At 37.3% G+C, this 14777-nt stretch carries 11 protein-coding genes; 5 read left to right on the forward strand and 6 right to left on the reverse strand.

Annotated features, from left to right (window positions below; translation table 11 throughout):
- Positions 1-99: 99 nt before the first annotated feature.
- A complete protein-coding gene (locus QM491_RS17250; RefSeq protein ID WP_283328824.1) occupies positions 100-1332 on the reverse strand; it encodes an RsmB/NOP family class I SAM-dependent RNA methyltransferase in 1233 nt (410 codons plus the stop codon).
- Positions 1333-1559: 227 nt separating this feature from the next.
- Here QM491_RS17250 and QM491_RS17255 point away from each other — a divergent pair, with 227 nt between their 5' ends.
- A complete protein-coding gene (locus QM491_RS17255; RefSeq protein WP_283328825.1) occupies positions 1560-2492 on the forward strand; it encodes a methylenetetrahydrofolate reductase in 933 nt (310 codons plus the stop codon).
- Positions 2493-2686: 194 nt separating this feature from the next.
- Here the strand turns inward: QM491_RS17255 and cysM are convergent, their stop codons facing one another.
- Together cysM and QM491_RS17265 are read right to left on the reverse strand one after the other, a co-directional pair.
- Positions 2687-3571: a cysteine synthase CysM gene (gene cysM / locus QM491_RS17260; RefSeq protein WP_283328826.1), complete on the reverse strand. Its 885-nt coding sequence runs from the start codon at positions 3569-3571 to the stop codon at positions 2687-2689.
- A 176-nt stretch (positions 3572-3747) separates the two neighbouring features.
- Entirely contained in the window at positions 3748-4548 is an 801-nt protein-coding gene (locus tag QM491_RS17265; RefSeq protein ID WP_283328827.1) for a serine O-acetyltransferase, read from the reverse strand.
- Between the two features lie 541 nt (positions 4549-5089).
- Between QM491_RS17265 and fbaA the strand changes: the two genes are divergently transcribed.
- Positions 5090-6172: a class II fructose-bisphosphate aldolase gene (gene fbaA, locus QM491_RS17270; protein WP_095160713.1), complete on the forward strand. Its 1083-nt coding sequence runs from the start codon at positions 5090-5092 to the stop codon at positions 6170-6172.
- Between the two features lie 126 nt (positions 6173-6298).
- Positions 6299-7060, forward strand: coding sequence for a LytR/AlgR family response regulator transcription factor (locus QM491_RS17275; protein ID WP_283328828.1), 762 nt, complete (start codon positions 6299-6301; stop codon positions 7058-7060).
- On the opposite strand, the gene QM491_RS17280 is transcribed toward QM491_RS17275, so the two are convergent.
- Complete coding sequence (locus QM491_RS17280; protein WP_283328829.1) at positions 7035-7646, reverse strand: precorrin-2 dehydrogenase/sirohydrochlorin ferrochelatase family protein; 612 nt, start codon at positions 7644-7646, stop codon at positions 7035-7037. The genes QM491_RS17275 and QM491_RS17280 overlap by 26 nt on opposite strands.
- 142 nt (positions 7647-7788) lie before the next feature.
- On the reverse strand, positions 7789-9447 hold the full coding sequence (locus QM491_RS17285) for a fatty acid--CoA ligase (protein ID WP_283328830.1): 1659 nt from the start codon (positions 9445-9447) through the stop codon (positions 7789-7791).
- 668 nt (positions 9448-10115) lie between these two features.
- Between QM491_RS17285 and QM491_RS17290 the strand changes: the two genes are divergently transcribed.
- Together QM491_RS17290 and QM491_RS17295 are read left to right on the forward strand one after the other, a co-directional pair.
- On the forward strand, positions 10116-12506 hold the full coding sequence (locus QM491_RS17290; RefSeq protein ID WP_283328831.1) for a T9SS type A sorting domain-containing protein: 2391 nt from the start codon (positions 10116-10118) through the stop codon (positions 12504-12506).
- A gap of 84 nt (positions 12507-12590) precedes the next feature.
- A complete protein-coding gene (locus QM491_RS17295) occupies positions 12591-13625 on the forward strand; it encodes a WD40/YVTN/BNR-like repeat-containing protein (RefSeq protein WP_283328832.1) in 1035 nt (344 codons plus the stop codon).
- Positions 13626-13723: 98 nt separating this feature from the next.
- Here the strand turns inward: QM491_RS17295 and QM491_RS17300 are convergent, their stop codons facing one another.
- On the reverse strand, positions 13724-14641 hold the full coding sequence (locus tag QM491_RS17300; RefSeq protein WP_283328833.1) for a DMT family transporter: 918 nt from the start codon (positions 14639-14641) through the stop codon (positions 13724-13726).
- Positions 14642-14777 lie beyond the last annotated feature (136 nt).

Below are 14777 nucleotides of genomic sequence, written 5' to 3' on the forward strand. Positions count from 1 at the left end.
AAAAAGCGGTTGAAAATTGTTTTTCGACCGCTTTTTTAATGAAGTTTACAGAATCATCGTGGTTTCAAAATTCGGGATGACTCATATTTTTGGATATTACTATTTTCTCTTCAAACAAGCCATATAAAAACCATCGTATCCGTCTTCAGCAGGAGAGGTGCGACGTTCTTCTAATAATTCCCATTGCTCGCCTTGTTCTGCTAAGAAACGACGTACATGGTCTTCACTTTCGGAAGGTAGCAAGCTACACGTTGCAAAAACCATTTTTCCACCCTTTTTCAACATAGAGGAATATTGTGTCAAAATGGTATATTGAATTGTGCGAAGATTTTCGATAAACTCTGGTGTAAGTTTCCATTTAGCATCAGGATTACGACGAATCACACCTAATCCAGAACATGGAACATCGAGCAACAAACGGTCAGCACTTTCTTGTAAACGCTTGATTGTTTTAGGTTCAATCAAACGTGTTTCGAGGTTCATGGCACCAGCACGGCGAGCACGTTTTTGTAATTCTTGAAGCTTACGCTCTTCCACATCCATCGCAATAATGCGCCCTTTGTTTTCCATTAATGCCGCAATATGCAAGGTTTTGCCACCTGCGCCTGCACAAGCATCTATTACACGCATACCAGGTTCTACATCCAACATGGGTGCTACCAATTGCGACGCAGCATCTTGTACTTCAAAAAAGCCATCTCTGAAAATAGACGTTTGAGAAACATTTGGACGACCTTCCAAGATTAAGGCATCTGGCAATTCGTTGTTATAATGCGCGTGGATATCTTCGTCGCCTAATAGGTCTGCAACATGCTCACGGTTAGACTTTAACGAGTTTACACGCAGTACAACAGGTGCCTGATCGTTGAGTGCATGAATTTCATCATTCCATTTTTCGGCGCCTAATTCAGCTTCGCCAAGGGCATCTAACCAATCTGGTACGGACTCAATGATTTTGCGGATTTTTTTAGCGTCCTCGTAGCGACTAAAAACACGGTTTGTATTCACCTTTGAAAACTCTACCCAATCAGGTAGACGAAAAAGTGCTTCATCTGAATTGGCATGTTTGGCCTTGAGCAATTGCCATGCACCAAAAGCTTGCCAAAAATGGTATTTATTCAGGGTTTCTGGCGCTTCAATAACGAAGTGAAGCAAGCGCCACCAACGAACGATTTCATAAGTGTTTTCGGCAATGAACGAACGGTCACGGCTTCCCCACTTACGATTTGATTTTAGTACATATTCTACAGCACGGTCTGCTTGGCGTTTATTCAAAAAGATTTCTTGTAAAGTCCCAACAACGGCATCTGCCAAAGGGCGATGTATTCTCATGTGATTGTAATTTTGTATGAAACTACAAAGTACCGCATTTTTTAGGAGTTTGGAAAGTTTGAACATCTCTTAAGTCGATATTTCACTCAGAATCAATTCTCAAGAAAACCTTTCATTTTGATTCTATAATCACAAATCTTCCTGTTACCTTTGTAGCCCGATTCGCTAAATGCTTATCCCTTACCACGTAATCCTGTTAACCGATTACACAATCTCGTAAAAAAATTATGTTTTTAGATAAAATCAAATCAAAAGAGTCTGGTATTTTATTGTATGGAATTACGCCTCCCAAAGCACAGGTTGGCCCAGAAAAAGTAATAGAAATTGCGGAGAAAACATTAGCTCGATTGCATAATCTTGACATTGATGCTTTGGTTGTATATGATGTACAAGATGAATCTGCTCGTACTAGTGAAGAGCGCCCATTTCCATTTATTAGCGCTCATGACCCTTTTGAATTTGCCAAAAATCACTTATCCTCTCTACAAGTACCCAAAATCATCTATCGTCCAGCTGGAAAATTTACGCAAGACGAATTAAATACTTGGTTAAAAGATGTTGTGAATCATGGCTTTTCGCCTGTATTTGTGGGAGTGCCTTCACCAGACTTTGTTCCCGTAACGAGCTTGCCAGAAGCGTACAATGTTTGGCGACAGTACCAAGACCAGTCTGTAATTGGAGCCGTAACTATTCCCGAACGTCATGCGGTATTGAAGGATGAAGACCAACGTATTTTAGATAAAGTATCGTCGGGCGTAAGCTATTTTGTATCACAATGTGTATTTAATGTAGATTATGCTAAAGCGATGTTAGATGCTTTGGTACAAGCTTGCCAAACAAAAAATCAGGAGATTCCAACAATTATATTTACATTGACTGCTTGTGGTTCGGTAAAAACACTCCATTTTATGGAATGGCTCGGCATACATATTCCAGAGGAACTAAAAGAAGAATTTAAGACTTCAGAAAATATATTAGATAGATCAGTAGAAGTATGTATCACGATTGCAGATGAGTTAATTAAATACTGCATTCAATTAGGCGTACCAGTAGGATTTAATATTGAAAGTGTAGCAATTCGTAAAGAAGAAATCGAAGCGTCGATTGCTATGGTAAACCAAATAGGAGAGATGCTAAAAGCAGAAGGCCTACGAAAATAATAATTGGAGCCAACAGTAGAGACGTAATATTTTACGTCTCAAGCCAAGTCAGATTAAAAAAAGCGGTCGAAAAATAATTACCGACCGCTTTTTTTATGAAATTTTGAGAAGATTATGGATACTAAAATCTGTAATTTCAGATCTTTAGACGTAAAATATTACGTCTCTACCAGTGACATTACACAATTAAATTTTTACGCACCAAAAAGGTCGCTTGACAAATATCTGTCGCCACGGTCACAGATAATACATACAATTACGCCTGATTCAAGTTCTTGTGCCAAGCGTACAGCTGCTGAAGCAGCACCACCGCTACTCATTCCTCCAAAAACACCTTCCACTTTTGCTAAAGTATTGGCCATCGCACGAGCTTCGTCTTCTGAAATATCCATCACACGGTCTACACGACTTGGGTCATAAATTTTAGGAAGGTACTCTTCAGGCCAGCGACGAATTCCTGGGATTTTTGAGCCCTCTGTTGGCTGACAACCTACAATTTGGATAGCAGGATTTACTTCTTTCAAAAATTTAGAAGTGCCCATAATCGTACCAGTCGTTCCCATTGAGCTTACAAAATGCGTTACAGTTTGATTGGTATCACGCCAAATTTCAGGGCCAGTACTGTGATAATGAGCCATGTAGTTGTCTGGATTTGCAAATTGATTTAACATTAAAAAGCCTCCTTTCGCTACTTGAGCTTCTGCATAGTCGCGAGAGCCTTCGATACCCTCTGAAGCTGGTGTAAGTGTGACCTTAGCCCCAAATGCTTCCATCGTCAATACTCGCTCACGAGTAGAGTTTTCTGGCATCACTAACTCGATTTCAATATCAAAAAGACGAGCAATCATAGCCAAGGCAATACCTGTATTTCCAGAAGTAGCTTCAATCAATTTAATTCCAGGTGTGATTTCGCCTCTTTCTAAGGCACCTTTAATCATGCCATAAGCTGCACGGTCTTTGACAGACCCCCCAGGATTATTGCCTTCTAATTTTCCTAAAATTTTTACATTAGGATTAGGGTTAATACGGTTTAGTTCAACCAGTGGGGTATTTCCCACCAAATCCAAAAGTGTTGCCATAATTTGTATTTTATATGAGCCAATTGCTATGTGATTCTAATCAGTGTACTACAACTAACACTATGAGAATAGCAATTTGAATAGTTTCTAATAATTTACAGAAAGGTTAATTTGTAAAACAAGAAGCGAATTTCTGAATAACTTCGGCTCAAAATCCACAGCCAATCGCCCAATGCTTAATTCAATATTTTTACTTGCTCTTGATGGTAAATTTTGGTTTGTGGAGGCACGCTGCGTGTTAGCCACACATTACCGCCAATAATAGAGTGAGCTCCTACCACGGTTTCTCCTCCCAAAATGGTCGCTCCCGAGTATATTACGACATGATCTTCGATAGTCGGGTGACGTTTGAGCGATGCCATTTCTTTACTGACCGACAAGGCTCCCAATGTTACACCTTGGTATAATTTGACATGTTTTCCTATTGTGGTTGTTTCTCCTACAACAACACCAGTACCATGATCTATCATAAAATACTCATCAATATCAGCGCCAGGATGGATGTCAATTCCTGTCTTAGAGTGAGCATACTCTGTCAAAATACGAGGAAGCATTGGCACATTCATTTCATAAAGTGCGTGTGCTAAACGATATAAAGCGATTGCATAAAAGCCTGGATATGCTCTAATAACTTCATACTCGCTTTGGGCTGCTGGGTCACCAAGCAACGTAGCTTGAACATCAGTCAGTAAAACTCTGTAAATGTCGGGGAGCTTTTGAATATAGTTTGTTGCTAAAATGCGAGCATCTTCATCGAGATGCTTTTGCATAGAGCGCAATAGCCGTGTGAGTCGTAGCTCAATTTGGTCAAAAGCTTCTTGAAGTTCATCCAAACAGCCATAATGTCTTTGGGTCTGCTCTGGAAAAAGCGTGAGCATAATATCGGTAAATAACTCTTTGACCGCCGACGTAGAGGGAAAAGTATTGGATTTGGTATGTTTTTGGCTTAATGCCTCTAAAAAGTCTTTTGGTAACATGTAAGCTGAACGTCTGATAAACGTCTATTAATCATTGAGAAATTATGAGACAAAATTAGGTAATTGCACCTAGACTAACGAATATCCTACTAATAAACTTGGCTATTGCTTTATACCCTTAAGATATTCTAGTAGCCGATCACTCAGGATGAATACAAAAATGTGTTAGGGCAATCAAATATCAATGTTGTTTTAACGATAATAATGCCAAATAGATTCGTATTTTTGTGAAATAATCTCAAGAAGATAAGATCCTAAATCTTCGATTGACAAATAAACACTTGTTATAAAAAGCTTTCTAGTAAATGACTAATCTCAAAAGTATTTATTGCTGAAATACAGCTAGTTATTGGTTTAGATTGAAGGTAAAATTGATTTTCAAAAATACACTAATAGCTATACATTTTAATTAGTTACTTTATCGTTGTTGCCAAATTATATTTTGTATTTTTGTCAAAAAGCAAGGAAAAATTATTAATTTTGACTACTATCTGATTGAAAAATTAGGTATGGTACGTTTTTAACAAGAAAAAATTTCACTATGTCAAGTTTAGCTACTCAAAAAGGTGTATTGCATGGAGATGCAGTGCAAGAACTCTTCGAAGTTGCCAAAAAACATCAATTTGCATTACCAGCTGTTAACGTAACAGGTACAGACACTGTTAATGGTGTATTAGAAGCTGCAAAAGCTGTTAATTCTCCTGTAATCATCCAGTTTTCAAATGGTGGTGCTCAGTTTTATGCTGGTAAGTCTTTACCAAATGGCAAACAAGAAGCATCTATTGCTGGTGCAATCTCTGGAGCGCATCACGTACACCAATTGGCCGAAGCGTATGGCGTGCAAGTAATCTTACACACTGATCACTGTGCAAAAAAATTATTGCCTTGGTTAGACGGTCTTTTGGATGCAGGTGAAAAATTCTATGCACAATATGGTAAGCCACTTTTCTCTTCACACATGATTGACCTTTCTGAAGAGCCTTTGCACGAAAACATCGAGATTTGTGCAAAATATCTTGAAAGAATGGCTAAGTTAGGTATGACTCTTGAAATCGAGTTGGGCGTAACTGGTGGCGAAGAAGATGGCGTTGACAATTCAGACGTTGATTCATCTAAATTATATACTCAACCTTCTGAAGTAGCTTATGCTTACGAAGAATTGAGCAAAATTTCTCACCGTTTCACTATTGCTGCTGCATTTGGTAACGTACATGGTGTATATAAGCCAGGTAACGTGAAATTATCTCCAGTAATCTTACACAACTCTCAAGAGTTTATCAAAGAGAAATACGGTTTGGAAGCTGAAAAGCCTATCAACTTTGTATTCCACGGTGGTTCTGGTTCTTCTCGTGAAGAAATCCGTGAAGCAATCTCTTACGGTGCTATCAAAATGAACATTGATACAGATTTACAATGGGCATTCTGGGAAGGTATCTTGAACTTCTACAAAGAGAAAGAAGGATACTTGCAAGGACAAATTGGTAACCCAACAGGTGAAGATTCTCCAAACAAGAAATACTATGACCCACGTGTTTGGTTGCGTAAAGGAGAAGAAACTTTCGTTAGCCGCTTGAAATTGGCATTCGAAGATCTTAACTCTGTAGATGTTAACAAATACTTGTAGTAATACAACATAACATAAGTTCGAAGCCGTTCAATAGGATTTATTGAACGGCTTTTGTTTTATCAATTAATGCAATCAATTTTGTTACCTACTAAACATACCGAAATACTATAGAAATTAAGAATTATGACCATTTTGATTGTAGAGGATGAAGCTATTGTAGGCATGGACCTCGCTGCCAGACTTGAGGCTGAAGGATATGATGTATTGGAGGTGGTGGATAATGGTAAAGATGCACTGGCTTTATTTAAAACCAATGAGGTGGATTTGGTGCTATTAGATATTCAGCTCAAAGGCTCTTGGGATGGCATTGTTACTGCACAACATTTGAAGCTAATAAAATTGGTGCCAATTGTTTATTTATCTGGTCAAACAGATGATGAAACCTTAGAACGAGCAAAAGAAACGTCTCCTTCGGCTTATTTGACTAAGCCAGTCAGTAGCATTGCTTTACGTATTGCAATAGATCTTGCTATCCATAATTTTGCCAAAGCAAAAGAAGAGTTATCAAATGTTAAGGTTTTAAATCCTACTCAGAAGGAGCCTGTTGCAACTCGTGAATCAATTCTTCAGATAGATAACTTTATCTTTATTAAACAAAGTTACCAGTTTAATAAAGTCAAACTTAGTGAAATTTTATACCTAGAATCTGATAATAATTATGTTCATATTATCACCAGTACCAAAAAATTCACACTACGTTTGACTTTAAATGGTGTCTTAGAACGTATCAATTTCGATAAACTAGTTCGAACACATCGCTCGTTTGCTATTAATATAGACCAAATAGAATCCTTCAATGACCATGAAATTATTATGGGAAAACATACGATTCCTTTAGGTCGAAATTATAAAGACGACTTTATGCGTTATTTTGATTTTCTCTAAAACTATTTTTCTTTTCTACCATCGAAGCTGTAACCTCGTTGAGTACTCGGATTTTTTCCTGAAAATCGCCTTGAATTGATTTTCGTATTTCACGAAGATTATCCAGAAGATTTTGAATATTGTCTGGAATAATGTCATCCAAAAACTCTCGAATACGCTTGGCCATGGTAGGAGATTTGCCATTGGTAGAAATAGCAATTTTTAAATCCCCTTTCTGAACAATCGATCCAAGATAAAAATCGCATAAGTGTGGTGTATCAGCCACGTTGCAAAGTATGCGACGCTGTTTGGTTATTACTTTTATTTCGGCATGTAGCTCAGGGTTATCTGTTGCCAAAATTACTAAATCTTTATTGTTTAAGTCATGGATATCAAACCTCCTTTCGATGATTTGGACTTGAGGATAATTCGTAATGTAATCTCGCAACGCTGGCAAAATCATAGGCGCAACAACAGTTATTTGTGCCTCGGAGCTATTTTGTAACATAGCCGAAATCTTTTCAAGACCAACATTTCCGCCGCCTACCAATAGAACGTCAAGGGTATTGAGTTTTAAGAATATAGGGAATAAATCGTTTTGTGCCATAATTTTGGAATGATTGTATTTTGGTAAGACGAAGTTCTATAAAAATGTTTGAAATCTGCCTGAAAATAAACAAAAAACCTCGTCGGGAAGCCCAACAAGGTTTACGTAATCAAGCATTTATATAAAACATTTTTGGAACCTCTTAGGTTGAAACCGTATCAATCGTTGCTCGAATGGCTTTTTTATCGATTTTTCCTACAGAGGTTTTGGGAATCATTGTCGTAAAATTAATTGCATCAGGAATGGTCCAAGGAGTTATCTTTCCAGCATCAACAAATGGCTTCATGTGTGCTTTTAGCTCTTCTTTGCTTAAACTCTTTCCTTCTTTCAAAACAATAAGGGCATAAGGTCGTTCGCCCCATTTTTCGTCAGGAATTCCTACAACAGCTACTTCTTGAACAGCATCAAGTGTGCCAATCATATTTTCGAGATCTATCGAGCTTACCCATTCACCACCAGATTTAATCACATCTTTTATGCGGTCACTGATTTTTAGAGAATAAGCTTCATTAAGAGAAGCCACGTCACCCGTATGTAACCAACCATCTCGCCAGAGTTCTTCAGATTTTTCAGAATCTTTAAAATACCCTTGTGTTAGCCATGGGGTTCGTACAGTAATTTCGCCAATATCTTCACCATTTGATGATATAATTTGCCCTTCCGAATCTATAAGCCTTAAATCAACTAATACAGAAGGAGTACCTGTTCGAGTACGTGCTTCTACTTGAAAATCAAGATCTGGATTCATCTTATCCACAGCATTCATATAAACAGTGGACAAAATTGGACAAGTTTCAGACATTCCATATCCTGTTATAACATCTACGCCTCGTTGCAATGCCGCTTTTGCAAGGGCTTTAGGTAAAGCTGAACCTCCAATTACAACTTTCCATTTGGATAAGTCAATTTGTTGGGTAGCTGGGTGCGATACAAACATTTGTAAAATAGTAGGCACACAATGTGAAAAAGTGGGTTGTTCTTTTACAAAGCACTTTAGTACAACTTCAGGTTCAAATTTTCCGATGTACACTTGTTTGGCACCAGCCATAGTGGCCACATAAGGAAAGCCCCATGCGTGTACATGGAACATCGGAGTCAAAGGCATATAAATATCAGAACTATTGAATCTGCATGCGCCATCTACCGTTCCGAAGGTAAAACACAAAGCAAGCGTATGCAATACAAGCTGACGATGTGTGAAAAATACACCCTTAGGATTGCCTGTGGTACCAGTCGTATAAAAAGTTGTTGCAACGGCATTCTCATCAAAATCTTGAAATTGAAAATCAGAAGACGCTTGGGACAATAATGTTTCGTATTCACCCAAAATCGGTAGTTTGCTACTTTGTGGCATTATTTGACCGTCAGTACATACAATTACACCTTTTACCGTTGATAATTCAGATGCCAAAGACTCCAGCAATGGTAAAAAATCAAGATGGCAAATAATGAGAGCATCTTCTGCATGGTTGATAGTGTACAAGATTTGCGCAGCAGATAGTCGCCAATTAATGGTATGAAGTATATTTCCAGTCATTGGAATACCAAAAAAACATTCCAAATAACGGTGTGAGTCATAATCCAAAACAGCTACTGTCGAAGCACCATCTATTCCCATTGATGAAAGCACATTTGCTAATTGCGCTACACGTTGATTGAGTGTGATATAATTATATCGAATAAGGTCACGATAAACTATTTCTCGGTTGGGTTCTAGCTTTGTAGAATAAGCCAAAATACTTTTAATCAACAACGGATACTCAAATGCCTGAGAAGCTACTGGAAGTTTCTTAATTTTCATAATTTCATAGAATTAAGCATTTTTACTTAAAATATTTATAAAAAATATAAAATGGTTAATGTTTTTTCAAATATACAAAACTATTTCAAATTAACAGCTACAAAAAAAATGAATCCATCGTAGATTAAATTAGCTACGCAGAATTAAGTAATACTTGAAATAAGCAGGAATGATATGAATCATTTTTGTCTAAGAAAAGGGACTAATCGAAAAATTAAACTATTAAATGTTGATTATTTCTTATATGTTTGTCGAAAATTCGATATATTTCGAAAACCAATCTATTGCATCGCGCCTAAGAGCTAAGTAAAAATCAAAAAAAGAAGCCGATTATTATTTCAATAAAATCTTAAATATTTCATAATCAACTTAAAAGCATTGTGTAAAGGGTTGAGATACTTTTATGTAGTAAGTTGAAAACAGAATAGCCCTAAACAGTAGAGAAAGTTTGATGGGAAACTTCTTAAAAAGGAAGTAAATAACCATTATACCGTTTAAAAAGTTTACCTTTTTTTCTATGGTATATCATTACTCATCCCTTAAATTTACTTAGTGTTTAGCTATTTAATTGCAACTTTTGCGAATACTCAAACACTACTCATTTGAATTTGATTCGCACATGATGAGTAATCTTAACCTAATATCGTTTCTTAAATACTTGTTAACTTATGAGCACCCTTACTCGCAACAGTTTTTTAGCTTTAGCATTATTAGTGGTAGGTTCTGTGACCTCATGGGCTAAGCCATTGACAGAAGGCGGAGTCTTGTCCAATAAGAAGCCAAAAGCATTGGAGGATGCAGCACCTGTTGCTCCTTATGCAACTTTTAAGGTACTCAAATGTGGGTACGAGCTTAGTCCAAGTGATGAAGGTCTTTATGTAGGCTTGATTGCTGAGAATTGTAACTCAGGAACAGTTCACTGGTATAACAGTTCGAATAACTCAGAGATTGGTACAGGTGCATACCTCGAAAATCGTATTACTTCTAATACAAGTTATTATGCCAAATGTGAAGAAAGCTCAGTGTACAGCTTACCATCGGCATCGGTGAATATTCCTTATGCTAAGGTTCCTCCTAAGCCTCAGGTATATTCTGTTAATACAGGAAGTTTTACTTACTACGAAACATGTCAAGGTCAAAATAAAGAAGAAGTTCGCTTAGCTTCTACTGTTACAGATCCTAGTTTTGAATACATTTGGGATCGTGATGGAATGGACGGCGTGACTTCTGCTAATACAAAAGGACAAGGAACTCCACAAATTGCAATTGACCTTACAGGACGATATTTGGTAAAGGCTATTTCTAGAAATTGCCCTACGCCTGCAGGTGTCCAATATAGCAATGACATATTTGTATTATTTATTGAAATCCAACAACCACCTGTTCTTACTGGTGATTCAGTGTTTTGCCAAGGAAAGAAAGTATCTTTAAAGGCTAGCAGTGATGGATTTGTTTACTATAAATGGTATGTAAATGGTGTGTTCCAAGACTCATTGGGAAAAAAGAATACTATAGAATTTAATAAAACTGCTAAGATTCAGGTACAAACTATTGAAGACCGTCAGTCTTGTTATTCAAAGCTGTCGAACCCTATCAACCTGAAAGCGCTTAATGTTCCTGCAAAACCAGTAATTACCCCTTCGAAGAAAAATGCGGGTATCTGTGTGGGAGATACTTTGACTTTGACATCTAGTTTAGGATATAAGTATGTGTGGAATACTGGAGCTACAACTGCTAGCATAAAAGGTATTAGTACCGTAGGTAAATATGCAGTACAAGTAATAGATACAAGTGGTTGTGTGTCGCCAACTTCTGATACTACAATTGTGAAAGTATATGCTAACCCTGCAAAACCAATTATTTCAGCTGATGGACCATTAGCATTTTGTGATGGCTTTAGTGTAAACTTAACGTCGTCAACTCAAAGTAAATATGCTTGGAGCTCTGGTGAAACAACTAAGAGTATCAAAATAACTAAATCTGGTTCTTACACAGTGGCAGTTCGTGATACAAACAGTTGTTTGTCTCCAACTTCTGACGCAATTCGTGTAACAGTATATGCTTTGCCTGCCAAACCAACAATTACTGTTAAGGGTGATGGCTTAGTGAAAGTTTGCGCCGATAGAAGTATTGTATTAGAATCTTCGGTTTTAGCTTCTGGAGAAACAACAAGATTCAAATGGACAACAAATGATACTACTCGCTCGGTAACAGTGAAAGTAACCACTAAAGCAGCCGTAAGAGTCATCGACCCTAGAGGTTGTGTGTCGCCATTGTCAGATACAACAGCAGTGACAGTATTACCTCTTCCAGCAGCCCCAGTGGTTACAGCAGAAGGTGCAATAACATTCTGTTCAAGAGACATCACAGACTATACAAAAGAAAATAGCGTAAGATTGACAGCTTCTAGTTCAAACGAAGTTACTTGGAATACAGGCTTAGTTAGTAAGGTTCTTGATGCTGTAAAATTATCAGGACAGTATTCTGCAACTGCAAAAGATGGTAATGGTTGTGTATCTGCTCGTTCAAATGTTATTACTGTTACAGTAAAAGAAAGTCCTAGTGCTAGCGCCGCTAGTATCGCAAAAGATGGTGCATTTACATTGAAAGCTACTAATTTCCCAGATGGTACAGATTACCAGTGGAAATATGGCTCTGAAGTATTAACATTTGTAGAAGAAAGCATCAAAGCTAATCGTTATGGTGACTATTCGGCTCGTAGAAAAGTAGTTTATACTGTACCTGCTCCATTAAACACATTGGTTTGTTATACTGATTATTCTAAGGCTTATACCTTCAAGGAAGAGCCAGAATTGAAAGGACTAGCAATATATCCAAACCCAAGTAATGGTCTAGTGACTGTAGAAACATTGGAGAATTATAACAAAGTAAGTTTCTCAATCTATGATATGATTGGTCGTCTGATTTATACAGGTTCAATTCCTACTATTACAGGTAAAGTAGTAGTAGATTTAAGAAACCAACCAGAAGGCTCTTATTTGTTCCGTTTCCAAGCAGATGGTTTTGAATTGACAAAACGTCTTATTGTTAACAGATAATCAAAATATTTCCAGAAAAGCCCCGTCATTCTATGAGTGATGGGGCTTTTCTTTTATGGAAACTTTAACAAATCAACAAACCTTATGAAAAAAGAATTATTCTTATCGCTATCTCTGTCATTTTCTTATGTTGTAACGCAGGCTCAATGGGTGCAACAAAATATTAATACAACCGCTAGCTTCAGAACAGTACATGCTGTTTCTGAAAAGAATGTTTGGATAAGTGGTAGCAAAGGCACAATTGTAAGAACTACAGATGGCGGACAGCATTGGGAAGTAACCAAGGTTGCTAATGCTGAGAAACTAGACTTTAGAGACATTTATGCCTTCAACGAAAACGAAGCGATTATTGTGAGTGCTGGCGAAGCCTCTGAAGGTGCTGCCAAAATTTACCGTACTGAGGATGCTGGACAAACTTGGAATTTAGCTTTCCAAACAGAAGAGAAGGGCGTGTTCTTTGATGGAATAGACTTTTGGGATAAAAAAACAGGGCTTGTTTTTTCAGATCCTATTGAAGGGCATTGGTACTTGCTCAAAACGATTGATGCTGGTAAAACTTGGCAAAAATTAACTACAACAGATTTGCCAGCCAACAAAGGCACTGAGGCAGCCTTTGCAGCTTCAGGGACAAGTATGGTTACCGTAGGTAAAAAACAAGCTTATATCTGTACTGGTGGAGCTGAGTCGGCACGAGTATTTAGAACTTTGAACCAAGGAAAAACTTGGGAGGTAATAGATACCCCTGTTCCTGCAGGTAAAGCATCGGGTTTATTTGGAATGAGGTTCTGGGATAATAATCATGGTGTAGCTGTAGGCGGGGATTATTTAGAAGTTGAAAAAGACTTACCTAACGTATTGGTTACTACAGATGCAGGCAAAACTTGGCACTTAGAAGCTAATACAAACCCTGTTGGCTTGAAGGAGGGAGTTGCTATTTTGCAAAAGAAAATCCTTGTTGCTGTTGGACCATCAGGTACAAGCTATTCGAAAGACTTTGGTAAAAGTTGGATTATGATTGATAAAACACCATTTCATGCTATCAGTATTGTTGGAAATAACGTGTGGGCAGTAGGAGGAAAAGGAATGATTGCACGCTTAAATATAGATTTTTTAAAGTAGATAATAAATATCTAAAACGAGTAAGCTAAGGGTAAAGTAAAAGAAATAGTATTTGATAGATACGTTTCCTTCTACTTTACCCTTTCTACATATAATTTTTATTTTCCTTTTACAGAAATCATCAACACGCCTATTAGGACTATTATGGTACCTCCTATTTGCCAAATACTGATAGGTTCGGCTAGAAACACATTTGCCATAATTATCGTGGCAACAGGCCCAATACTACCAATAATTGAGGCATTTCCTGAACCAATCTTTTTAATACCGTCTGAAATCATAAATGAAGGAATCACCGTTGTGAATAATGCCATCACAAAAGAAAGCAGATAGGCTTCTTTAGGGTATGAAAACAAGCTAGGATGATTGGTCAGAAAGAAATGTCCCATCACAATAGCTGTTGAAATCAGCATAGCATAACAAGTAAATCGTAAAGAGCCAATCTTAGGAATCATCTCTCCACTTCCAATTAGATATAAAGCATAAGTCAAAGCACTCAGAAATACTAGAAATGATCCTACTAGTAAATCTTTTTGCATACCAATTTTTAAATCAGGAATAAAAGAAAAAAAAACGCCTAGATAGGTGACAATTAAAGCTAAATACTGGATTTTTGTAATTTTCTTTTTCAAAAAGATAGCTGATACAATAACTACAATCGTTGGATACAAGAAGAGAATTAACCTTTCTACACTGGCTGTTACGTAGTTTAAGCCCCAAAAGTCAAATAATGCAGCCAAGTAATAGCCTACAATACCGATTAGTATCATTGTTATCCACTCCTTATTGCTGAGTTTTGGTTTTTGTGTATCTTTTAAGTTTTTGAATACCAAAATACCCAAATAAAATGGTGCCGAAAAAAGCATTCTAAGGGCGAGTAGCGAAATAGTGTCTACGTGATAATGTAGATAGTTATATCGTACCAATACGGCCTTACCAGCAAAGGCTACCGCACCTACAAAAACAAGAATTACTCCTGCGAAATAACTGGACTTGTGGGTTGATTTTGTTTTCATCTAGTTTGTAAACTTTGTGCGATAAGAAATTAGTTTAGTTATGAAAGACTCTTACGCTTATCGCAAAACAAAAAAGAGCCTTCCTTATGCAGAAAGACTCTTTTGAGTAGTACTTTTTACCCATGACAAACCTTCC

Origin of the sequence: Flectobacillus longus, assembly GCF_030056705.1 — a bacterium.
In the GTDB taxonomy this organism is placed as follows: domain Bacteria; phylum Bacteroidota; class Bacteroidia; order Cytophagales; family Spirosomataceae; genus Flectobacillus; species Flectobacillus longus.

What these genes read in the sequence shown, in the direction of transcription:
- QM491_RS17250 (WP_283328824.1), bottom strand. Translation starts at nt 1,332, where the DNA reads ATGAGAATACATCGCCCTTTGGCAGATGCCGTTGTTGGGACTTTACAA.
- QM491_RS17290 (WP_283328831.1), top strand. Translation starts at nt 10,116, where the DNA reads ATGAGCACCCTTACTCGCAACAGTTTTTTAGCTTTAGCATTATTAGTG.
- cysM (WP_283328826.1), bottom strand. Translation starts at nt 3,571, where the DNA reads ATGGCAACACTTTTGGATTTGGTGGGAAATACCCCACTGGTTGAACTA.
- QM491_RS17300 (WP_283328833.1), bottom strand. Translation starts at nt 14,641, where the DNA reads ATGAAAACAAAATCAACCCACAAGTCCAGTTATTTCGCAGGAGTAATT.
- QM491_RS17295 (WP_283328832.1), top strand. Translation starts at nt 12,591, where the DNA reads ATGAAAAAAGAATTATTCTTATCGCTATCTCTGTCATTTTCTTATGTT.
- QM491_RS17280 (WP_283328829.1), bottom strand. Translation starts at nt 7,646, where the DNA reads ATGGCACAAAACGATTTATTCCCTATATTCTTAAAACTCAATACCCTT.
- QM491_RS17255 (WP_283328825.1), top strand. Translation starts at nt 1,560, where the DNA reads ATGTTTTTAGATAAAATCAAATCAAAAGAGTCTGGTATTTTATTGTAT.
- QM491_RS17285 (WP_283328830.1), bottom strand. Translation starts at nt 9,447, where the DNA reads ATGAAAATTAAGAAACTTCCAGTAGCTTCTCAGGCATTTGAGTATCCG.
- QM491_RS17265 (WP_283328827.1), bottom strand. Translation starts at nt 4,548, where the DNA reads ATGTTACCAAAAGACTTTTTAGAGGCATTAAGCCAAAAACATACCAAA.
- QM491_RS17275 (WP_283328828.1), top strand. Translation starts at nt 6,299, where the DNA reads ATGACCATTTTGATTGTAGAGGATGAAGCTATTGTAGGCATGGACCTC.
- fbaA (WP_095160713.1), top strand. Translation starts at nt 5,090, where the DNA reads ATGTCAAGTTTAGCTACTCAAAAAGGTGTATTGCATGGAGATGCAGTG.